Origin of the sequence: Micromonospora sp. L31, assembly GCF_052068075.1 — a bacterium.
Lineage (GTDB): Bacteria > Actinomycetota > Actinomycetes > Mycobacteriales > Micromonosporaceae > Micromonospora > Micromonospora purpureochromogenes.
Map to the genome: position 1 here is coordinate 211,116 of NZ_JBQHDC010000004.1, position 20,652 is coordinate 231,767.

The 20,652-nt window shown below is 71.3% G+C and carries 19 protein-coding genes; 10 read left to right on the forward strand and 9 right to left on the reverse strand.

The window, feature by feature from the left end; all coding sequences use genetic code 11:
- Positions 1–26: 26 nt before the first annotated feature.
- The 4 genes from ACTMS9_RS13745 to ACTMS9_RS13760 all read right to left on the reverse strand — a co-directional run bounded on the left by ACTMS9_RS13745 (position 27) and on the right by ACTMS9_RS13760 (position 4,859).
- The gene (locus tag ACTMS9_RS13745; protein WP_441165097.1) at positions 27–914 is read right to left on the reverse strand and encodes a carbohydrate ABC transporter permease; all 888 of its coding nucleotides are present in this window, start codon (positions 912–914) and stop codon (positions 27–29) included.
- Positions 915–927: 13 nt separating this feature from the next.
- Positions 928–1,884 (reverse strand): carbohydrate ABC transporter permease, encoded by a 957-nt coding sequence (locus tag ACTMS9_RS13750; RefSeq protein WP_441165098.1) that lies wholly within the window; start codon positions 1,882–1,884, stop codon positions 928–930.
- An 81-nt stretch (positions 1,885–1,965) separates the two neighbouring features.
- On the reverse strand, positions 1,966–3,342 hold the full coding sequence (locus ACTMS9_RS13755) for an ABC transporter substrate-binding protein (RefSeq protein WP_441146308.1): 1,377 nt from the start codon (positions 3,340–3,342) through the stop codon (positions 1,966–1,968).
- A 515-nt stretch (positions 3,343–3,857) separates the two neighbouring features.
- Positions 3,858–4,859, reverse strand: a complete 1,002-nt coding sequence (locus tag ACTMS9_RS13760) for a LacI family DNA-binding transcriptional regulator (RefSeq protein WP_179805468.1) — start codon at positions 4,857–4,859, stop codon at positions 3,858–3,860.
- Positions 4,860–5,207: 348 nt separating this feature from the next.
- Between ACTMS9_RS13760 and ACTMS9_RS13765 the strand changes: the two genes are divergently transcribed.
- The 3 genes from ACTMS9_RS13765 (at position 5,208) to ACTMS9_RS13775 (ending at position 9,118) form a co-directional block, all read left to right on the forward strand.
- Positions 5,208–7,166: a glycosyl hydrolase family 28-related protein gene (locus ACTMS9_RS13765; RefSeq protein ID WP_441165259.1), complete on the forward strand. Its 1,959-nt coding sequence runs from the start codon at positions 5,208–5,210 to the stop codon at positions 7,164–7,166.
- Positions 7,167–7,419: 253 nt separating this feature from the next.
- On the forward strand, positions 7,420–8,325 hold the full coding sequence (locus tag ACTMS9_RS13770) for a TIGR03620 family F420-dependent LLM class oxidoreductase (protein WP_441165099.1): 906 nt from the start codon (positions 7,420–7,422) through the stop codon (positions 8,323–8,325).
- A 145-nt stretch (positions 8,326–8,470) separates the two neighbouring features.
- Complete coding sequence (locus ACTMS9_RS13775; protein ID WP_441165260.1) at positions 8,471–9,118, forward strand: SDR family oxidoreductase; 648 nt, start codon at positions 8,471–8,473, stop codon at positions 9,116–9,118.
- 77 nt (positions 9,119–9,195) lie between these two features.
- Here the strand turns inward: ACTMS9_RS13775 and ACTMS9_RS13780 are convergent, their stop codons facing one another.
- Positions 9,196–9,669 (reverse strand): molybdenum cofactor biosysynthesis protein, encoded by a 474-nt coding sequence (locus ACTMS9_RS13780; protein ID WP_441146317.1) that lies wholly within the window; start codon positions 9,667–9,669, stop codon positions 9,196–9,198.
- A gap of 103 nt (positions 9,670–9,772) precedes the next feature.
- Between ACTMS9_RS13780 and ACTMS9_RS13785 the strand changes: the two genes are divergently transcribed.
- The 6 genes from ACTMS9_RS13785 to ACTMS9_RS13810 all read left to right on the forward strand — a co-directional run bounded on the left by ACTMS9_RS13785 (position 9,773) and on the right by ACTMS9_RS13810 (position 15,184).
- Positions 9,773–11,620: a glycoside hydrolase family 15 protein gene (locus tag ACTMS9_RS13785; protein WP_441165100.1), complete on the forward strand. Its 1,848-nt coding sequence runs from the start codon at positions 9,773–9,775 to the stop codon at positions 11,618–11,620.
- 114 nt (positions 11,621–11,734) lie between these two features.
- Positions 11,735–12,463 carry an alpha/beta fold hydrolase gene (locus tag ACTMS9_RS13790; protein WP_441165101.1) on the forward strand — a complete coding sequence of 243 codons (729 nt, stop codon included), beginning with the start codon at positions 11,735–11,737 and terminating at the stop codon, positions 12,461–12,463.
- Positions 12,464–12,541: 78 nt separating this feature from the next.
- The gene (locus ACTMS9_RS13795) at positions 12,542–13,165 is read left to right on the forward strand and encodes a TetR/AcrR family transcriptional regulator (RefSeq protein WP_441146323.1); all 624 of its coding nucleotides are present in this window, start codon (positions 12,542–12,544) and stop codon (positions 13,163–13,165) included.
- A gap of 194 nt (positions 13,166–13,359) precedes the next feature.
- A complete protein-coding gene (locus tag ACTMS9_RS13800) occupies positions 13,360–13,788 on the forward strand; it encodes a hypothetical protein (protein ID WP_441165102.1) in 429 nt (142 codons plus the stop codon).
- 138 nt (positions 13,789–13,926) lie between these two features.
- Positions 13,927–14,097 (forward strand): hypothetical protein, encoded by a 171-nt coding sequence (locus ACTMS9_RS13805; RefSeq protein ID WP_210775737.1) that lies wholly within the window; start codon positions 13,927–13,929, stop codon positions 14,095–14,097.
- Positions 14,098–14,170: 73 nt separating this feature from the next.
- On the forward strand, positions 14,171–15,184 hold the full coding sequence (locus ACTMS9_RS13810; protein WP_441165103.1) for a radical SAM/SPASM domain-containing protein: 1,014 nt from the start codon (positions 14,171–14,173) through the stop codon (positions 15,182–15,184).
- Positions 15,185–15,226: 42 nt separating this feature from the next.
- Here the strand turns inward: ACTMS9_RS13810 and ACTMS9_RS13815 are convergent, their stop codons facing one another.
- Positions 15,227–15,679 carry a DUF6098 family protein gene (locus ACTMS9_RS13815; protein ID WP_210775735.1) on the reverse strand — a complete coding sequence of 151 codons (453 nt, stop codon included), beginning with the start codon at positions 15,677–15,679 and terminating at the stop codon, positions 15,227–15,229.
- Between the two features lie 321 nt (positions 15,680–16,000).
- On the opposite strand from ACTMS9_RS13815, the gene ACTMS9_RS13820 reads away from it, so the two are divergent.
- Positions 16,001–17,287: an erythromycin esterase family protein gene (locus ACTMS9_RS13820; protein ID WP_441165104.1), complete on the forward strand. Its 1,287-nt coding sequence runs from the start codon at positions 16,001–16,003 to the stop codon at positions 17,285–17,287.
- Between the two features lie 53 nt (positions 17,288–17,340).
- Here ACTMS9_RS13820 and ACTMS9_RS13825 read toward each other — a convergent pair whose 3' ends face one another.
- From ACTMS9_RS13825 to ACTMS9_RS13835, 3 genes are all read right to left on the reverse strand, one after another.
- Positions 17,341–18,078, reverse strand: a complete 738-nt coding sequence (locus ACTMS9_RS13825) for a hypothetical protein (RefSeq protein WP_441146332.1) — start codon at positions 18,076–18,078, stop codon at positions 17,341–17,343.
- A 150-nt stretch (positions 18,079–18,228) separates the two neighbouring features.
- Complete coding sequence (locus ACTMS9_RS13830; RefSeq protein WP_441165105.1) at positions 18,229–19,395, reverse strand: glycoside hydrolase family 26 protein; 1,167 nt, start codon at positions 19,393–19,395, stop codon at positions 18,229–18,231.
- Between the two features lie 119 nt (positions 19,396–19,514).
- A complete protein-coding gene (locus ACTMS9_RS13835) occupies positions 19,515–20,645 on the reverse strand; it encodes a glycoside hydrolase family 26 protein (protein ID WP_441146336.1) in 1,131 nt (376 codons plus the stop codon).
- Positions 20,646–20,652: the final 7 nt, after the last annotated feature.

The window sequence follows — 20,652 nt, forward strand, 5'->3', positions numbered from 1 at the left end:
AGAAGGTGAATCGGGCGGCCGTGGGGTCAGCCCTTGAGGCTGCCGGTGGTCAGTCCGGACATGATGTTTCGCTGGAAGATCAGGAAGACGACGACGGTCGGGATCGCGGCGATGACCGACGCGGCGATCACCACGTTCATCGGCGTACCACCCGAGAAGGCGTAGATGCCGACGCTGACCGTCCGGGTCTCGGGCGACGGCATCACCAGCTTCGGCCAGAGAAAGTCCTTCCAGACCGCCGTCACGGCGAAGATCGAGACCACGCCGAGGATGGGCCGCGACATCGGCAGGATGATCGACCAGAGCGTGCGCAGCGGGGTCGCGCCGTCCACGAGGGCCGCCGCCATCAGCTCCTCGGGGATCGAGTCGAAGAACCGCTTCAGCAGGAAGATGTTGAACGCGTTCGCGACCGCGGGCAGCCAGATCGCGAACGGCGAGTCGAGCAGGTTGAGGTGCAGGACCGGCAGGTCGATCACGGTCACGTACTGCGGGACGATGAGGACCATCGCCGGGATCATCAGCGTCGCCAGCATCAGGCCGAGGATCAGGTTGCCGAACACCGGTCGGAGCTTCGACAGGGCGTACGCCGCGGCGGTGTCGAGGACGAGCTGGAACAGCAGCGCGCCGGCCGCGTAGTAGAACGTGTTGAACAGCAGTTTGGCGAGGTCCAGGTTGGTCCACGCGTCGACGTAGTTCTGCGCCTGCGGATCCTTCGGAAACAGCGACGGCGGGGTCTGCGCGATCTCCTGACCGGATTTCAGCGCGCCGGTGACCATCCAGTAGAGCGGCCCGAGGAAGACCAGCGTGAAGCCCACCACGACGACGGCGAGCAGCGTCCAGTAGACGACCTTGCCGCGCCCCCGCCGGAGCTGGGCAGGAGAGATGAGGGTCCGGGTCCCGGAGTCCTGTGCCATTGCTCGCCCCGTCCTAGTCCTGTTTCGCGCTCAGCCGCAGGTAGGCGGCGGAGAAGCCGGCCAGCACCACGAGCATGATCACGCCGAGCGCCGCGGCGCCGTTGAGGTCGTTCTGGAAGAACCCGTGCTGGTAGATGAGGTACGCCACCGAGGTCGCGGAGTCCTCCGCGCCCGCGCCGTTGGCGAGGATCAGTGGTTCGATGAAGAGCTGCATCGTGGCGACGATCTGGAGCATCGCCAGGAGCGCGAGGATCAGCCGGGTCTGCGGGATGGTCACGTGGACGATCCGCCGCCAGATCCCGGCGCCGTCGAGCTCGGCCGCTTCGTAGAGTTCGCCGGGGATGTTCTGCAACGCCGCCAGGTAGATCAGCACCGCGCCGCCCATGTTCATCCAGGTCGACGCGAGCACCATCGCCGGCATCGTCATCCCGGGTGACTGCATCCACTGCGACGTCGGCAGGTGCAGCGCCGTGAGGATCGCGTTGAAGAGTCCCGCCTCGCTGGGGTCGTACGCGTAGAACTTGAAGAGGAACAGCGCCGAGGCCGGCGGCAGCATCACCGGCAGGTAGACCAGGATCCGCAGGTACCCCTTGGCGTGGCGGAACTCGTTGAGCAGGATCGCCACGAAGAACGGCACCGCGTACCCGAGGACGAGCGCGAGCACCGTGAAGTAGAGGGTGTTCTTCCAGGCCGTCCAGAAGCTGGGGTCGTCGATGATGCGTAGGTAGTTGTCCCAGCCCACCCAGGTGGTCTCGCCCCGCCGGGTGCGCTGGAAGCTCATCACGATGCCGCGGATCATCGGGTACCAGGAGAAGACGGCGAAGCAGAGGACCGCGCCGATCAGGAAGGTGTGTCCGGTGAGGTTGTCCCGTACCTTGCGGCCGAGGCTCGTACGCTGCGGTCCGGCCGGGTACGGCGACGCGGGGCGACCCGCTCCCCTCGTTTTCCCCGGGACGGTGGTGATCACCAAGGCAACTCCTGCGTGAGTCAGCGGCCGACGGTGCGGCGCGGAGGGTGTGGGGGCCGGCGCGCCGGCCCCCACACGATCGGATCAGCTCTCGACGAGCAGCTTGTTGACCTTGTCCTCGGCCGTCTTGAGCAGCGCGTCGATGTTCGCGTTCGGGTTCGTCAGCACCCCGGACATCACGGCGTCGAGCACCGCGTAGATCGCCTGCGCGTTGCGGGGCTCACCCTTGATCGGCACCGGGTTCGCCTCGAAGATCGCGAAGTTCGCGGTGTCGACGTTCGCGTTCGCCTTCCGCAGCTCCAGCTCCTGCTTCTGCGCCTCGCTGCCGTTCGCGAACAGCAGCGGCTGGGGCAGGCCCACCGGGTAGTTCTGCGGCTTCGCCCGGACGTAGTCGAGCTGGCCCTTGCCCGGCGTCAGCTTCTGATACGCGATCCACTTCAGACCGGCCTTGACCTGCTCCGGGGAGAGGCCCTTCTTGAAGAAGTAGCCCTCGCCACCGCCCAGCGTCGCCTTCGCCTGCCCGTCCTGGCCGGGCAGCGGGCCCATCGCCCAGTCCTGGAACTTGCCCTGGAACTGGCTGACGATCGCCTGGGTGGCGTCCGGCGCGCCGATGAACATCCCCACCTTGCCGGCGCCGGCGTTGGTCAGCAGGTCGCCCCACTGGAGCAGCTGGCGGGCACCCATGCTGTTGTCGCCGTACCGCATGTCCTTGAGGTTCTGCAGAACCTGCTTGCCCATCGCGTTGTTGAAGTCGGCCTTCTTGCCGTCCGGGGTCAGCACCTGGCCGCCCTGTGAGTAGAGCAGGGAGGTGAAGTGCCAGCCTCCGGTGTTGCCGGCGCTGTACTCCGCGTACCCGGCGATGCCGTTGCCCAGCGCGGAGATCTTCTTGGCGGCGTCGCGGACCTCGCCCCAGGTCTTGGGCGGGTTGTTGACGTCGAGCCCCGCCTGCTGGAACAGGACCTTGTTGTAGACCAGGCCCATCGAGTAGTTCTTCACCGGGACGGCGTAGAGCTTGCCGCCGTCGGTGAAGACCTCCTTGAGCTCCGGGTCGACGCTGTCCCAGGTCGGGACGGTGTCCTTGGTGGCGTACTGGGTGATGTCCATCGCCTGACCGGAGTCGAGCACCTGCTGGAGATCGGTCATGTACCCGTAGAACACGTCGGTCACGGTGCCGCCGGCGAGTCGGGCGGTGAAGTCCGGCGGGTTGTTGCACTGCTCGCCGACGCTGACGCTCTTGATGACGATGTTCGGGTTCTGCCGCTGGAACTCGACGACATCGTCGTTCCAGTTCTTCAGCAGCTCTTTCTGGGAGCCGACCGGCTGGCAGTCGACGGTGATGGTGACCTTGCCACCGGCATCGCTCGTCGTGTCGTCGCTCTTCGTGGAGCACGCCGTGAGGCTGAGCCCCAGGCCGGCCACGAGCGCCAACGCCGCAGCCTTCCGGTACTGCGGTACGGACATCTGTCCATCCCTTCGAAAACGGGTGTCTTCAGGACGTCGCCGACCTGCGGTGGACGCACCGCGGCGCTGCCCTGCCAGTGATCTGCATCGATCGAGTGACCTGACCGCCAGTAGCTGCGTCGGGGCCAGCTGTGAGTGGAGTCACTGTAGCGAGGCCGACTCATTTCAGCAAGGTTTCGATCGTGGCCTGAAAGGACGCGACGCAGACGTGGCAGATACTGACAGGACCGTGGGTGGCGCCCGGGTTGTGGGATGTTGGCAGCTTTTGACGCGCGTACTCGGTCAGTCGCCTGCGCCGGAACCTTCCGGTGTCCGGGCGGCGTCCAACCTGGTCAGCGCGGGACCGAGCATTGACGAGGTGGCCGCCGACCGCGAGCAGCGGTCGACGGCCGGGAGCACCGTTCGGCGGTCAGGGAGGCGGTTCGTGGCCGGGCCGTCGGTCAGTGGCCGCCGGGACGGTCAGCGGCGGGAACGGCGGCCGGCGGCCGACCGATGACCGAGGCGGCGGACCCGGGTCAGCGGCCGGGGGCGGGCGCGGTGGAGCCGCGTACCACCAGTTCGGGCTCGAACAGCAACTCGTCGTGCAGCACGCCGGCCCCCTCGATCTGGGTGACCAGCAGGTCCACCGCGGCCTGGCCCATCGTCTCGATCGGCTGCCGCACGGTGGTCAGCGGCGGGTCGGTGCAGGTCATGAACGCGGAGTCGTCGAAGCCCACCACCGACACGTCGGTCGGCACCGCCCGACCCAGGCGCCGGGCGGCCCGGATGGTGCCCAGGGCCAGCACGTCGCTGGCGCAGATGATGCCGGTCACGCCCCGCTCGACCAGCTTGGTCGCGGCGACCCGCGCGCCCTCCATGGAAAAGCTGGAGCGCTCGACGCACTCCCGGTCGTCGGCCCAGTTCGCGGCCTGGACCATCGCGTCCAGCTTGCGCCGGGACGGCACGTGCCCCTCCGGGCCGAGCACCAGGCCGATCCGCTCGTGCCCGAGCGAGCGCAGGTGCCCGTACGCCTGCTCGACCGCGACCGCGTCGTCGGTGGAGACCCGGGGGAAGTCCAGCGCGTCGACGCCGGCGTTGACCAGCACCACCGGCAGCCCGCGGTCGGTCAGCCGGCGGTAGTGCTCGTGCGAGGCGTCGGCCAGCGCGTACGAGCCACCGGCGAAGATGACGCCGGAGACCTGGTGGTCGAGCAGCATCTCGACGTAGTCCGCCTCGGAGACGCCGCCGATCGTGCGGGCGCAGAGCGCGGGGGTGTAACCCCGCTGGGCGAGCGACCCGGTCACCACCTCGGCCAGCGCCGGGAAGATCGGGTTCTGCAACTCCGGGAGCACCAGCCCGACCAGGCGGGCCCGCTCCCCCCGCAGCTTGGTCGGCCGCTCGTAGCCCAGCACGTCCAGCGCAGTGAGCACGGCGGTACGGGTCGACTCGGAGACGCCGCCACGACCGTTGAGCACCCGGCTGACGGTGGCCTCGCTGACGCCGGCCTTCCTCGCCACCTCGGTCAGTCGCTTCGTCACGCCGCGATGATACGTCACCGACTCTGCAAGAAATGAACTGCACGTTGACGTGTCACGTCAGCGTTCGACGACAGGACAGTTCGAAGCCGTCCGCAGGCCGGCGGGCCGCCTCTGCAATTACTGCACAAACACCTGCTTGAATATTGACAGGTTGTAGAAATAACATCGCCGCAACCAACTCGCCTCGCTTCTGACATCCACCGCGGCACGACGGGGACTGCCCGCGGCGTCGATGACGGTCGTCGGGTCCTCGGGAGAACGGATCACGCGATGTCTCGAATCAGCACAGGACGGCCGGGCGGACCGGCGCGCCGGCGAACCGTCGGGGCGGCGGCCATGGCGGCGGTCATGGCGGCCACGGTGACCGGTGGGGCCGGGGCGGCCCGGGCCGAGGCCACCCCGCCCGCGCCCCCGGTGGTCACCCGGGCCGCTCTCGACCCGTCGCTCGTCGCCGGCCGGGGCGCCGACGTCGGTTTCCTGGAGCAGGAGGCGGAGCATGCCACCACGAACGGCACGCTGATCGGCCCGGGGCGCACGGCGTACACCCTGGCGTCGGAAGCCTCCGGTCGCCGGGCGGTGAGCCTGGCGCCCGGCCAGTTCGTCGAGTTCACGCTGCCGGCCGCGACCAACGCCATCACCGTGCGCTACAGCATCCCGGACGCGCCCACCGGCGGCGGCATCACCGCGCCGCTGGACGTCTCGGTCGGTCGCCGAGCCGCCCGGACCATGACCCTCACCTCGCAGTACGCCTGGCTGTACAACCAGTACCCGTTCTCCAACGACCCCACCGCCGGCCTGCTGCACCCGGACTGGTGGATCACCGAATGCTCCTGCGTCCCCGCGGCCACCACGCCCACCCCGACGATCACCAGGCCGTTCCGCCCGCACCACTTCTACGACGAGCAGCGCATGCTGCTCGGCCGGACGTACCCGGCGGGCAGCGTGCTGCGGCTCGCGGTCCCGGCGAGCAGCGTCGCGCCGTGGACGGTCATCGACCTGCTCGACTCGGAACTGGTCGCCCCGCCGCGCGTCGTGCCGGTCGCGGCGAACGTGCTGGCGTTCGGCGCGGACCCGACCGGCCGCCGCGACTCCGCCGGCGCCTTCGACCGGGCGATCGCCTTCGCCCGGCGTACCAAGCTGAAGGTCTACCTGCCGCCGGGGACCTACCAGGTGAACCGCCACATCGTCGTCGACGACGTCACCATCGAGGGCGCCGGCAACTGGTACACGATCGTCAAGGGACGCGAGGTCCCGCTCGACACCCCGGCCCCGGACGGCTCGGTGCACACCGGGGTCGGCTTCTACGGCCGGCCCGCGTCGGTGGGCGGCAGCCGCAACGTGCACCTGTCCGGCTTCGCGATCGAGGGCGACGTCCGCGAGCGCATCGACACCGACCAGGTCAACGGCGTCGGTGGCGCGCTGAGCTACTCCAGCGTGGACGGCCTCTACCTGCACCACACCAAGGTGGGGCTCTGGTTCGACGGGCCGATGACCGACCTGCGGGTCACGAACAACGTCATCGTCGACCAGGTCGCCGACGGCCTGAACTTCCACACCGGCGTCACCAACTCCGTGGTGCGCAACAACTTCGTCCGCAACAGCGGCGACGACGGCCTGGCCATGTGGTCGGAGAGGACCGGCAACGCGGGCAACATCATCGATCGCAACACCGTGCAGTCGCCGGTCCTGGCCAACGGCATCGCCGTGTACGGCGGCACGGACAACACCGTCTCGCGCAACCTGGTCGCCGACCCGGTGCGCGAGGGCAGCGCCATCCAGGTCGGCTCCCGGTTCGGCGCCGAGCCGTTCGCCGGGCACCTGTGGATCACGGAGAACACCACCGTCCGGGCCGGCACCTACGAGCTGAACTGGAACATCGGCCTCGGCGCCATCTGGTTCTACGCACTCGACCGCAGCATCGACGCCGACATCCAGGTGGTCGGCGACCACTACCTGGACAACACCTACAACGCGATCATGCTGGTCAGCGACTGGCCGGTGAAGGACCGGTACTCGATCACGAACGTGCACGTCCGCGACGTCCGGGTCGACGGCGCCGGGACGTCCGTGGTGAGCGCCCGCACGGCGGGCTCGGCCTCGTTCGCGAACGTCGACGCGCGCAACGTGGGGGCGGTCGGCGTCAACAACTGCGGCTCCTTCCACTTCACCCCCGCCGGCTCCGAATTCAGCCTGACCGACCTCGGCGGCAACGACGGCGGGTGGCTCGCCCCGTGGCTGCTGCCCAACACGATCACCTGCGACGACCGGCCGCCGGTCGTGGCGCCGCCACCGCCGTCCACCTGGTGACCGCCGTCCCGGACACCTGCTCCCACCCCGGCTGACCCGCCGAGCGGCGCCGGTCGGAATCCCCCCGGATTCCGGCCGGCGCCGCCGCGCTTCCGCCGACCTGCCGCCCCGGACAAACCTCGCGGACGTGCCCTCCTCCCCCACCCCCGTGGCGGCGCGACCCTCGCCCAACCGATCGGTACAGAAATTTGGGAATCCCCGGACCGCCTGCTAGGTTCTTGTGTACCGACCGGTACAGAACAGGGGAGGCGAGATGGGCGACATCAAGCAGGCGCTCGGCGCGGTCGGCATCTGGAGCATGGAGCTGCGCGGGGCCGGCCGGCCCGAGGTCCGCGAGGCGGTCGCCGAGCTGGACGACCTGGGCTACCCGGCGCTGTGGCTTCCGGGGCTGGACGGCCGCGGGGCGCTGGACGACGTCGGGCAGCTGCTCGCCGCCGCTCCGCGCGCCACCGTCGCGCTGGGCGTGCTCTCCATCTGGGGCCAGGACCCGGCCGCGCTGGGCGCGTGGCTGGCCGACCTGGACGCGGCGCACGGCCGCCGCACCCTCGTCGGGCTGGGCATCAGCAACGCCCACTCCGCGGCCAACGCCGGCCAGGACTACGGTCGGCCGACGGCCTCCATGGGCCGGTTCCTCGACGGGCTGGACGCCGCACCGCACCCCGTCCCGGCCGATCGGCGTCTGCTGGGCGCACTCGGCCCGAAGATGGTCGACCTGGCCACCGCCCGGAGCATCGGTTGGCACCCGTTCCTGGTGACACCCGAGTACTCCGCGCTCCACCGCGCCCGCGTCGGAGACCGGCCCCTGGTCGCCGCGCACCTGGCGGTGGTCCTGGACCGCGACCCGGACCGGGCCCGGGCGGCGGCCCGCGACGGCATCGGCATGTTCATCGGGTTCCCCGCCTACCGGTCCAACCTGGCCCGGCTCGGCTTCACCGAGGAGGACCTGGTCCCGGGCGGCAGCGACCGGCTCATCGACGCCCTGGTCGCCTGGGGAGACCTCGACCGGATCGCCGGCCGCGTCCAGGCCCAGCTGGACGCCGGCGCGGACCACGTCACCCTGCACGTCCTGCAGCCGGCCACCCCGGAGCGCACGGACCTGCCCCGGAAGCAGTGGCGGGAACTCGCCGCGCTGCTGCCGCAGCTCCACCGCACCACCTGATCAATCCCCTTTTCACCGCACCACCACATAGAAGGAGCACCACAGTGGGACAGCTCAACGGCAAGACCGCGCTCGTCACCGGCGGCACCACCGGTATCGGCTGGCGGCGGCCCGCCGCTTCGCCGCCGAGGGGGCGCACGTCTTCCTGACCGGACGCCGCCAGCAGCAGCTGGACGAGGCCGTGGCCTCGATCGGCTCGGCCGCCACCGGCATCCGCAGCGACGTGAGCAACCTCGACGACCTCGACACCCTCGTCGAGGCGATCGCCGCCCGCGGCGCCGGCCTGGACGTGCTGTTCGCCAACGCCGGCGGTGGCGAGTTCGCCGCCCTGGGCACCATCAGCCTCGAGCACTACACCGACACGTTCGATCGGAACGTCCGGGGCACCCTGTTCACCGTCCAGAAGGCGCTGCCGGTACTCAACGACGGCGCGTCGGTCATCCTGGCCGGCTCGACCGCCGCCACCACCGGCACCCCGGCCTTCGGCGTCTACGCCGCCTCCAAGGCCGCCATCCGCTCGTTCGGCCGCACCTGGGCCGCCGAGCTGACCGACCGCCGGATCCGGGTCAACACCCTGATCCCGGGTCCGACCGAGACCCCGGGCATCACCGGACTGGCCGCCACCCCGGAGGAGGCCGCCGGGCTGGTGCAGATGCTCGCCTCCTCCGTGCCGATGCGCCGGATGGGCCGGCCCGAGGAGATCGCCAACGCCGCCCTGTTCCTCGCCTCCGACGAGAGCAGCTTCATGACCGGCGCCGAGATCTTCGTCGACGGCGGCTCCAACCAGGTCTGAGGCGACACCGCACGCCCACCGGTGCTCGGGTGGCGCGACCGGGGCGAGCCGCCTGGCTCGCCCCGGTCGCGGCGTCGCTAGCGCTCGACCGCGACGTCCACCGGGCCGACGCGCAGGGTGCCGTCGTTCAGCGGCGTGCAGCGCACGCCGCCGCGGCGCCGCAGCGCCCGCCATCCGCCCGGGCCGATCGTGACGTCCATCCAGGCGCACGGGTTGGCCGGCCGGTTGACCCGCAGCCTGACCGGGCCCTCCCCCGAGTCGAGGACGAGCACCGATCCGACCAGCTCGTCCACCGCGATGCCGGTAGTCAGGATGTTGCGCCGGACCTGCACCAGGTCGACGCCCGGCGGCAGCGACTCCTGCGCGATCACGGTCACGCTCGCCGCGCGGTGCGCCGGCCGACCGAAGTACCGGTCGCCGACGATGCCCAGCTCGGCCCGGAGCCGGACCTCCGTCACCAGCTCGCCGGGCGGGGCGGGCAGCGGGCCGTCGGCGGGCCGCCCCACGTAGCGGTGTACCGGCGAGGCCAGCAACTGGACGATGCGCGGCACAGCGGGATTCTACGGAGCCGACGGCGCCCGCCGGGCGGACTCGGGCGAGCCGGGGACGACGACGACCGGGACTGCCTGCCTGCCGGTCGGGTAATGCGGCCGGATGAGCGTCACAGGGATCGCCGACCACGGGCTGCTCGCCGACGGCCACAGTGCCGCGCTGGTGGACCGGGACGGCTCGGTGAACTGGTGGTGCCCCGGGCGCTTCGACGGGCCGGCGGTGTTCGGGCGCCTGCTCGACCACGACGCCGGGCACTGGTCGCTCCGCCCCGAGGGCGACTTCACCAGCGAACGGGCGTATGTGACCGATTCGCTGGTGCTGCGTACCGTCTTCACCACGGCGACCGGCGCGGTGGCGGTGACCGACGGGTTGGCCCTGGAGCCGGGCGCGCGCGGCCACCGGGTCGGCCGGCACTCGCCGCGGGTACTGGCCCGGGTGGTGCAGGGGCTCTCCGGCCAGGTGCGGCTCCGCTCGCACTTCCGGCCCCGGTTCGAGTACGGCCGGGTGGTCCCGCGCCTGGACCGGCAGGGCGACGAGGTCGTGGCCACCGCCGGCGCGACGCGTCTGGTCCTGCACGCCGACACACCGCTGTCCGTCGGCACCGGCGAGGCGTCGGCCACGTTCACCGTCCGGGCGGGCGAGCGCCGGGGCTTCACCGTCGGCTACGGGCCCGCCTACGCCGCGGACCCACCGGTCCGACTCGACGCCGCGCAGGCGGTCGACGACGCGGTCGCCGGCTGGCGGTCCTGGATCCACCAGCACGACTACCAGGGCCTGTACCGGGACGAGGTGCGCCGCAGCGCGCTGGTCCTGGCGGGCATGACCTATCAAGCCAGCGGGGCGGTGGTGGCCGCCGCGACGATGGGGTTGCCCGAGGAACTGGGCGGCGAGCGCAACTACGACTACCGCTACGTCTGGGTGCGCGACTTCAGCTTCACCCTGGAGGCGCTGTGGCGCTCGGCCTGCGCAGACGAGGTCGGCCGGCAGTTCCGGTGGCTGGCCCGGTCGATGGGCGTGGTGCAGGACGGCGTGGTGCCGATCATGTACGGCGTCGAGGGGGAACGGGATCTGACCGAGCACCGCCTGGAGCACCTCGGCGGATTCGCCGACAGCCGGCCGGTGCTGCTCGGCAACGACGCCTGGCGGCAGCGGCAGACCGACGTGGTCGGCGAGGCGCTCTGCGCGGCCTGGCTGATGCGGGAACACCTGGATCCGATGGAGCCGGAGACCCGCCAACTGCTGCGTGGGATGACCGAGCGGGCCGCCCGGGACTGGCGGCTGCCGGACGCCGGGATGTGGGAGGAGCGGGACGTCGAGCGGCACCACCTGTCGTCGAAGGTGCAGTGCTGGACGGCGTTGGACCGGGCGGTCCGCTTCGGCGACCGGCTCGGCACGCCGGCGGAGACGGCCCGCTGGGCGGCGGCCCGGGACGCGGTGCGGCACGCCGTGCTGACCGAGGGCTTCGACGACCGGGCCGGCGCGTTCACCGGCACCGTGGGCGGCGCCGATCTGGACGCGTCGGCCCTGCTCATGCCGCTGGTCGGCTTCCTGCCCGCCGACGATCCGCGGATGCGCTCGACCATCCGGGCGATCGAGGAGCGGCTGGCCCACGACGGGCTGCTGCGCCGCTGGGAGGGCGACCCCGCCGGCTTCGTCATCTGCTCGTTCTGGCTGGTGGCATGCCTGGCGTTGGCGGGCGAGCGGGACCGGGCCGGGCGGCTGTTCGAGAGCCTGGCCGCGCGGAGCAGCGACCTGGGCCTCTTCGCCGAGCAGATCGACCCGGTCACCGGGGAGGCGCGCGGCAACTTCCCCCAGGCCTTCTCGCACATCGGGCTCATCAACGCCGCCGGAGCTCTCGCCGACGTCGACGCCGGCCACGACGTCCTGTCGCCCGCGCCGCCCCGGCTCATCCCGGCCGGCGAGTTGCGGAGCGCCGGTTCGCGCGGGTGAGTCGGCGGCGCGGAAACGCCGATCTCCCCGCACCACTCTGACTACCCTCGGTAGTTGACCGGTGCCGGCGTGGATTCGCGCCCGCGCCGCACGACTGCGATGAGGGGAACCGCCATGGCCACCGCACCGAACGGCACGCCGACCGTCGTCCTGGTCCACGGCGCCTTCGCCGACAGCTCGGGATGGAACGGCGTGGTCGAGCGCCTCCAGGCCGCGGATGTGACGGTGAAGGCGGTGCCGAACCCGCTGCGCGGGGTCAGCGAGGACGCCGCGTACGTCGCGAGCGCGCTGAAGCAGACCGAGGGCCCGGTGCTGGCCGTGGGCCACTCGTACGGCGGGGCGGTCATCACCAACGCCGCTGCCCAGGTCGACAACGTGGTCGGCCTGGTCTACGTCGCGGCCTTCGCCCCCGACGAGGGTGAGACCCTGCTGTCGATCGAGAGCGACTCCAAGGACAGCGTGCTGACCACCGCCCTGATGGAGGTGAAGTACCCGACCGCCCAGGGCACGGAGACGGAGTTCCTCATCGACCCGGCGAAGTTCCACGACGCGTTCGCCGCCGACGTGTCGAAGAAGGACGCCGCCGTCATGGCGGCCACCCAGCGCCCCGTCTCGGCGCTGGCCTTCGGCGAACCCACCGGGACGCCGGCCTGGCGCAACCTGCCGTCCTGGGCCGCGGTCGCCACCGGCGACAAGGCCGCCGGCACCGACGTCCTGCGGTCCATGGCGCAGCGGGCCGGGGCGACCGTCACCGAGGTCGAGGGCTCCCACGTGATCATGGTCAGCCAACCCCAGGCCGTCACCGACGTGATCATGCAGGCGCTCGACAGCGTCAAGCGCTGACCACTCCCCGCCGGCCGAGCAATTTTGTACCGATCGGTCGCGCCGGAGGTACCATGGTGCACCGGAGGAGGTGCCACCATGCCGCAACGGGGGCGACCGCGAGGATTCGACGCCGACGAGGCGTTGGACCGCGCGATGAAGGTGTTCTGGCGCCAGGGCTACGAGGGTGCCTCGATGACCGACCTGACCGCCGCGATGGGCATCAACAAGCCCAGCCTCTACGCCGCCTACGGCAGCAAGGAGGAGCTCTTCCGCAAGGTCGTGGCCCGGTACGCCGAGCGGGACATGGCGTACGCGCGCGACGCGCTCGCCCAGCCCACCGCGTACGAGGTGGTGGCCGCCCTGCTGCGCGACAACGTGCTCGCCCTGACCCGCTCGGACTGTCCGGCCGGGTGCCTGTCGATCCAGGGCGGCACCGCCGGTGGTACCGGCAGCGCCCCGGTCGCCGAGTTCCTCGCCGCCAGCCGACTGACCGGGGAACGTGCCCTCGCCGACCGCCTCGCCCGCGCGGTGGCCGAGGGCGACCTGCCCGCGGACGCGGATCCGGCGGCGCTGGCCCGGTTCGTCGCGGTGGTCACCGAGGGGCACGCCGTGCACGCCGCGGCCGGCGTCGCCCGCGCCGACCTCGAGCAGTCGGCCGAGATCGCGCTGGCCGGTTTCGCGGCGGTGGCCGGCATCGGGGCGCCCAGCCCCGCGCGCTGAGCCGCCGCGACGTCCGCGGCCCGGCGGATCTTCACCGGCCCGGACCGCGCCGACGCTCCTCCACGCCGGTCCGCGCGCTCCGCCCGGCCGAACCGGGCGGGTCCGCCGGTTGTCCGCGCTCATCGGCTGCTGCCATCCGGGCGTCGTGGTGCGACGATGACATCGACGGCATTCTGGCCGAGCGGAGGACTGTCGTGGCAGACGGAAGAGATCCGGCGGTGAACCGGTCGCGTCGGTTGGGCCGGAGCGCCCTCCCGCACCTCCTGGCGATGGTGATCTTCGGGCTGCTGGCCTGGTCCGGGGGCAGCATGCTCCGCCAGGGGGTGGACGGGCTCGCCGTGCCCTCGCTGATGATCGGCTCCGCCGGAGCCGTCGGCGCCCTGCTGCTGGTGGCGGGGCGCCCGTCCCGGCACACCGACCGGAGCAGACCCGACCCCCACCAGCTCGTCCGGGTGGCGATGGTGCTGGTGGCCGTCACCGCCCTGGTGACCGGCACGGCCCTCGCGCCGGACGGGATGGACCGGGGCTTCGTCATCTCCGTGGACGTGGTCCTCGCCGGCGCGCTCGCCTCGTACGCCCTGCTGGCCGGCGAGCAGCGCCGTCCGGCCCGGCTGCCAGGCTGAGCGAGCCGCACCGACGAAACCGCTCCCCCGCCGGGCAACCGCCACCGTCCGCCGACCGGCACGTACCGGGCGGAAACCGGACCAATCAGCGGGCCGGCCGCGTAGCGTGGGCGACACGAGCGGCAGCAGGAGGGTGACGTGACGGAGCCGGAGGAAGACCGGGAGAAGACCGGCAAGACCGACCGGGTGCTCTACTCCCCTGACGGGGATCCCCACCACACCTTGGCGCAGGCGCCCCAGCCCGACGAGCACCTTCCGGTGACCGTCACGCGCGACGACCGGACCGAGGTCATCGACGACGAACAGTGACTGGCTGACGCCGTCGCCGTGGGCATCCGCGCGCGGCGCGGTTTCATCCGGTGGCGTCCGGGCATCAGGTGGCATGTCGACCGACATCGACGCTCCGCCGTTGCCGCCGCACCTCCAGTTGGAGGTCACCTCGGCGTGCAACCTGCGGTGCGTCATGTGTCTGGTCCGGTACCGGCCCCCGGTCAACAAGCTCGCCGGGGCCATGCGGCCGGAGCTGTTCCACCGCCTGCTGGCCGAGCTACCCGCGCTGAACCGGCTGACGCTGCAGGGTCTGGGCGAGCCGCTGCTGTCGCCGTACCTGATGGAGATGGTGCGGGCGGCGGTCGCCCGCGGGATCACCGTCGGGTTCAACACCAACGCCACCCTGCTCACCCGTGGCCGCGCGGAGGAGTTGGTGGACAGCGGGGTCGACTGGCTGCACGTCTCCCTCGACGGGGCCGGCGCGGGCGTCTACGAGGCGGTCCGCGAGGGGGCCGACTTCGCCCGCGTGGTGGCGAACCTCGCCGGGCTGGTGCACGCCAAACAGGCTGCGGGCAGCGTCACCCCGTGGATCCGGGTGGTGTTCGTGGCGATGCGGGACAACGTCGCCGAACTGCCGGACCTGGTGCGTCTGCTGGCCCGCGTCGGGGTGGACGAGCTGCACGTGCAGAACCTCTCGCACAACTTCTCCGACGCCGACCCCGCCAGCGGGTACGACGGCATCCGGCAGTTCACCGCGGACCAGGCACTGTGGACCGGCGCGGACGCGGATCGCGCCGCGACCGCCTTCCACGAGGCGGGCGAGGCGGCGCGGGAGCACGGGGTGCGACTGCGCCTGCCGCGCCCCGGCGTCCCGGCCGACGCCGGCACGCCCTCGGGCCGGGGCTGTTCCTGGCCCTGGGAGGCGGCCTACATCACCAGCACCGGCGTGGTGCAGCCGTGCTGCATGGTGATGGGCGACGACCGGATGTCCCTGGGCCGGTTGACCGAGCAGAGCTTCCCACAGATCTGGTACGGCGAGCGCTACCGCGAGTTCCGGCACCGCCTCCTCGGCGGCGAGCCGCCCGAGGTGTGCCGGGGTTGCTCGCTGTACCGGCGCGCCTTCTGACCCCGCCGGGCCGCCAGCGGGTACCGGCGGGACGCGCACCGGTCAGTCCGCGCGGTGCAGCGGACCCCACTCGTGCGACGCCTGCTCCTCCACCGCCCGATGGGCCTGGCTGAGGGCCGCCTCGCTGACCCAGGCCAGCGGCCGCTGGCAGATCACCAGGGGTTCGTTGTCGGGCCCCCGGCCGATCTGCTCGCCCAGCAGCACCCACGGGCGTACGCCGGGCCCACGCAGGTCCCGCAGGTGGCAGTAGTCGTACAGCCGGCGGGCGATCCACAGCCGCAGGGAACGGTCACCCCACCACGACTCCACGGCGAGCGGGTTGGCGGACAGGCCCGGCAGCTCCGTCCCGGTCAGCGCGTCCCGGCTGGACTGGCTGGCCTGCCGTTCGTCGGTCAGGTCCGCCTGCGGTCCCCGGGACCACCGCACGTACAGCGACTCGTCCGCGGCTTTCTGCACCAGGGTGACGAGCTGATCCAGGTCGTCGACGACCCACATGCCCGCTTCGTTGTGTGCCTTGCTCACCCCGTCCATGTGCCCTGCCGGCCCCCTGGCCATTCCTCCTGATTCCGGGCCTTTTGGGGGTCGGGCCGGCGCACCCGCACGTCCCCGGGCGGTCGACACCTTCCCGCCCGCCGGCGACGGCAGCCGGCGCACGACGGCAGCCGGTACGCATGCGCCCAGCCGGTGCGGGTAGGCACGGGTCGACGTGTCCGTGACGGCGGTGCGGCACCCGCGAGAGCTGCGGGGCGTCCGCCGGTACGGCCCGAGCCCCTGCCGGGTGGTCACGGGCCGGATCCGAGGCGGCGGGAGTGCGCGATGGGACGCTACGACGACGAGGTGACCGGGCTCGCGGCGCCGCTGACCGACCCGGGCGACCTGGACGTGCTGATGGACCGCGTCGGTGCCGCCCGGGTGGTGATGCTGGGCGAGGCGACCCACGGCACGCACGAGTTCTACACCTGGCGGGCCGCGATCACGCGGCGGCTCATCGAGGAGAAGGGCTTCTCGTTCGTCGCCGTCGAGGGCGACTGGCCCGACTGTGACCGGGTCGACCGCAGCGTCCGGTGCCGCAGCGACGCGCCGGAGGACCCGCGGGCGGCCCTCGCGGCGTTCGAGCGGTGGCCGACCTGGATGTGGGCCAACGAGGAGGTCGTCGACTTCACCCGCTGGCTGCGGTCCCACAACGCCCAACTGGACGAGACGGCACGGGTCGGCTTCCACGGCCTGGACGTGTACTCGCTGTGGGAGTCGCTGCACGAGATCCTCGTCTACCTGCGCGAGCACGACCCGGAACAGGTGCCGGCGGCGCTGGCCGCCTACCGCTGTTTCCAGCCGTACGACGAGGACCCGCAGCAGTACGCGCTGGCGACCCGGCTGGTGCCGAACAGCTGCGAGAACGAGGTCGTCGACCTGCTCGCCGCGCTGCGCGAGCGGGCCGCCACCGACGGCGCGGGCCGCTTCGGGGCGTGGCAGAACGCCGAGGTGGTCGCCGGCGCCGAGCGCTACTACCGGGCGATGGTGCGGGGCGGCCGCGAGTCGTGGAACGTCCGTGACCGGCACATGGACGACACCCTCGACCGGCTGCTCACGCACTACGGCCCGGGCGCGAAGGCGGTCGTCTGGGCACACAACACCCACGTGGGTGACGCCCGGGCCACCGACATGGTCGAGGCGGGCGAGGTCAACATCGGCCAGCTCGCCCGCGAGCGGCACGGCGTCGACCAGGTCGTCCTGGTCGGCTTCGCCACCCATCGGGGGACCGTGGTGGCCGGCGACGCCTGGGGGGCGCCGATGCGGGTGATGAGGATGCCGCCGGGCCGGCGACACTCGCTGGAGGACGCGCTGCACGCCGCCGCGCCGGCGGAGGCGCTCTTCGTCTTTCCCCGGGACGGCTGTCCCGACCTGCTCACCGACGAACTGGACCATCGGGCGGTCGGGGTGGTCTACCACCCGGAACGGGAGAGCTGGGGCAACTACGTCGCGACGGTGCTCGGCGACCGCTACGACGCCCTCTGCTGGGTCGACGAGTCCCAGGCCGTCCGGCCGCTGCACATCCGGCCCGCCAGCCTCGCCGAGCCCGAGAGCTACCCCTCGGGCGTCTGAGCACACCGGCCAGCGGTTCGACCGGGTCGGGGCGTCCGGTGGGCGGGGCGGGACTATCGGACGGCGACGGTGATCTTGTCGAAGTCGGGTGCCGGCGAGTCCGGGTTGAACATCTTCAGCGTGTTGGGCCCGGGTCGGAGGGGCACCGTCACGACCATGGTGCCGACGGTGCTCCACCCGCCCGTCCCCGGGAAGGTCAGCGTGATCGGGGCCGCGCCGTTCACGCTGATCCGCCCCACGCGGGGGGCCTCGCCGTTGACGTACGCGATGGTCACGGTGGCCGACCCGCCGGTGCGGGCGGTCACGCCGTTGAACTGCAGCGTTCCCATGTCGCGCCCGATGTTGCCCACCTTCTTCCCGCCGGAGCAGCCGGGACAGTTGTAGATCCTGATGTCGTTCAGGCCGTTCTCCGCCGACTCGGCCTCGTAGGAGCGCACCACCATCGGTGCCGCCGGGGCGGCGGGTGGGCGGGTGGCCGGCGGGCGGGTGGTCGGAGGTGCCGTCGACGGCGCGGCGGGTCGGGTCGCCACCGATCCGACACGCACCTCCCCGCCGCCCTCGACCGGGGTGGCGGTGGCCGGGTCCAGCGTCGGGAAGGCCGGATCAAGGTCGGTCGCCGGGCCGGCCGGGCCGGGACGATCTGCCGCCGGCGACCCCCCGAAACCCAGATCCACGTTCACCGCCGCCAGCGTCAGCACGATGATCAGGTAGCCGACTCCGACCACCGCCAGCAGGCGGACCGGCCCGATCCGCCACATGCCGTGCGGACCGGATCCGTGACGTGGACTCACTCCCGAGGCTCCCCTCCGCGCGCCGAGTGGTGCGCCCGGCAGCGGAGACGACCGGAGCCGGGTGTGACAGGTGCCACAGGATTGTAGGGGGCCGATCAACTTCTGGCCCGCCGACCGGTGCGTCACGCGGGCAGCGTCCGGTCCGCGGGCCTACTCCTCGATCTGGGTACGCGGCAGCATGGTCGGCGACCAGCCGAAGTCGTACCGGGGGGCGGCGACCGCCCGGGCAAAGGCCTTGGCGGCGGCCGGCGAACTGACGATCCTCCAGTCCACCTCCTTGTTCGCCTCGAACCAGATCAGGCCGATGATGTCCCGGTGGCGGGGCAGCAGCTGGAAGGTCTGCTTGATCCACTCGGCCTTGCGCCCATTACCCTCGGAGGCGGCGGTCTCGGTGATGACCAACGGCTTGTCGGTGAAGGTGCGGATCTCCTTGATCGTGGAGTTGAAGATCGCGTCAAAGGACCGGTACGTCGAGAGCGCCCCGGTGCCGTAGTACCCCGAGAGTCCGACCCAGTCGACGTAGTCGTCGCCCGGGTAGAGCGTGGAGAGTTTGGGGGTGGAGTCGTCCCACCTGACGTTCGGGCTCCACGTCCAGATGACGTTCTTGACCCCGACCGCTTCGAACACGTCGTGGACGTGACGCCAGGCCTTCACGAAGTCGCCCGGCCGGTTGCCGTTGACCGTCTCGCACCACGGGTACCAGTCGCCGTTCATCTCGTGGGCGAACCGGATGGCCACCGGGTAATCGAGTGACTTGATGCCCTGTGCCCAGGACTGCAGGTACGGGTCGAAGCTCCCCCGCGCGATGCGGGACAACCGGTAGTGGGGTTGGTCGGAGCGGATCCTGTCGATCTTGCGGGCGCTGAAGCCCTTCTTGCGGGCCGCCTGGTCCAGGCGGTAGTCCCACGGCTCCCAGGCCAGCATCGGCAGCATGCCCCGGTCACGGATCCGGTCGAAGAGCGTCCGGTCGAATGTGTCGGACGCCCACCCCGAGCTGAAGAGCATCACCTGCGGCTCGCGCTTCGCGGCCGCGGTGAACGTGTTCACCGCGGTGAAGTCGTGCGGGCCCTCATGTGTCATGACACCGATGAACGCCTTGCCGGCCGGCGGGAAGAGTTCCGCAGCCGGTCGGGGCGGCGCGCTCGGTGCCGCCGTGGCTCCGGCCGTCACCGCCGCACCGGGCTCGGCCGTCGCAATCCGGCCGGACGGGCCGTCCTCCCGGCTCCCGGACATGGTGGTCGGTGCGATGGCGAACGCGTAGGTCAGCAGCAGCGCGCCGATCAGCACCATCAGGACCCGCGGAACGCTCAACCTCATCGTTGCAGAACCCCCTCGACCCGACACCCGCGACCTCGGCGGGGGCGTTCCTCGCTGTCGGCGCGAGCGACCGGCTCGGCCATGTCGTCAACCCGGGGACGAGGCAGGGTACGGAACATCTAGTCCTCGAGTTTCGTGCGCAGGAGCATGTCTGGCGACCAGGTGACCTGGTAGCGAGGATCGGCGACTCCCTTGGCGAAGGCTTTTGCCACGGCCGGTGAGCTGACGATGCGCCAGTCCACCTCCTTGTTCACTTCGAACCAGATGACGCCGATGATGTCCTTGTAGCGGGGCAGCAGCCGGAATGTCTGCGTGATCCACTCGGCCTTGCGCGCGTAGGCGTCGGAGGCACCGGTCTCGGTGATGACCAGCGGTTTGCTGCTGAAGGCGCGGATCTCCTTGATGATCCTGTCGAAGATCACGTCGAAGGGCCGGTAGTCCGGGGTGAACACGGTGGTGTAGTAGCCGGAGACGCCCACCCAGTCGACGTAGGCATCGCCCGGGTAGAACGTGGAGAGTTTCGGGAGCGAGTCGTCCCAGATGTTGTTCGGGCTCCACACCCACGTGACGTTGGTGGCCCCGGCGGCCCGGAACAAATCATGTACGTGGCGCCACGCCTTGACGTAGTCGCCCGGTCGGTTGCCGTTGACCAGCTCGCACCACGGGTACCAGTAGCCGTTCATCTCATGGGCGAACCGGATGGCCACCGGGTAGCCGAGTGACTTGATCCCTTCGGCCCAGGATCGCAGGTAGCTGTCGAAGTCCCCGCGCGCTATGTGGGACAACCGGTACCGGGTTTGCTCGTTCCGTAACCTGTCGACCTCGCGGGTCGGGAGCCCCTTCTTGATGGCCGCTTCGCCCAATCGGTAGTCCCACGGTTCCCAGCCCAGCATGGGCAGCATGCCGCGGTTCTTGATCCGGTCGAAGGGCGTCCGGTCGAATGTGTCGGATGCCCATCCGGAGCCGAAGAGCATGACCTGCGGCTGGCGCTTCGCGGCCGCCGTGAACATGTTCACCGCGGTGAAGTCGTGCGGGCCCTCATGGGTCATGACACCGATGAACGCCTTGCCAGCCGGAGGGAAGATTTTCCGGTCCGGTCCGAGCGACGAGCCTGGTTCGGCCGTCGCCACCGCGCTTGGTCCGGCCGCGGCAACCCGGTCGGACGGCGCCTCCTTTCGGCCCTCGGCCGTCGTCTTCGGCGCCATGGCGAAGGCGTAGGCCAGCAGCAGCGCGGCGATCAACACCATCATGACCCGC

What these genes read in the sequence shown, in the direction of transcription:
- ACTMS9_RS13745 (WP_441165097.1), bottom strand. Translation starts at nt 914, where the DNA reads ATGGCACAGGACTCCGGGACCCGGACCCTCATCTCTCCTGCCCAGCTC.
- ACTMS9_RS13755 (WP_441146308.1), bottom strand. Translation starts at nt 3,342, where the DNA reads ATGTCCGTACCGCAGTACCGGAAGGCTGCGGCGTTGGCGCTCGTGGCC.
- ACTMS9_RS13765 (WP_441165259.1), top strand. Translation starts at nt 5,208, where the DNA reads ATGGCGGCCACGGTGACCGGTGGGGCCGGGGCGGCCCGGGCCGAGGCC.
- ACTMS9_RS13770 (WP_441165099.1), top strand. Translation starts at nt 7,420, where the DNA reads ATGGGCGACATCAAGCAGGCGCTCGGCGCGGTCGGCATCTGGAGCATG.
- ACTMS9_RS13785 (WP_441165100.1), top strand. Translation starts at nt 9,773, where the DNA reads ATGAGCGTCACAGGGATCGCCGACCACGGGCTGCTCGCCGACGGCCAC.
- ACTMS9_RS13790 (WP_441165101.1), top strand. Translation starts at nt 11,735, where the DNA reads ATGGCCACCGCACCGAACGGCACGCCGACCGTCGTCCTGGTCCACGGC.
- ACTMS9_RS13795 (WP_441146323.1), top strand. Translation starts at nt 12,542, where the DNA reads ATGCCGCAACGGGGGCGACCGCGAGGATTCGACGCCGACGAGGCGTTG.
- ACTMS9_RS13810 (WP_441165103.1), top strand. Translation starts at nt 14,171, where the DNA reads ATGTCGACCGACATCGACGCTCCGCCGTTGCCGCCGCACCTCCAGTTG.
- ACTMS9_RS13815 (WP_210775735.1), bottom strand. Translation starts at nt 15,679, where the DNA reads ATGTGGGTCGTCGACGACCTGGATCAGCTCGTCACCCTGGTGCAGAAA.
- ACTMS9_RS13820 (WP_441165104.1), top strand. Translation starts at nt 16,001, where the DNA reads ATGGGACGCTACGACGACGAGGTGACCGGGCTCGCGGCGCCGCTGACC.
- ACTMS9_RS13830 (WP_441165105.1), bottom strand. Translation starts at nt 19,395, where the DNA reads ATGAGGTTGAGCGTTCCGCGGGTCCTGATGGTGCTGATCGGCGCGCTG.
- ACTMS9_RS13835 (WP_441146336.1), bottom strand. Translation starts at nt 20,645, where the DNA reads ATGATGGTGTTGATCGCCGCGCTGCTGCTGGCCTACGCCTTCGCCATG.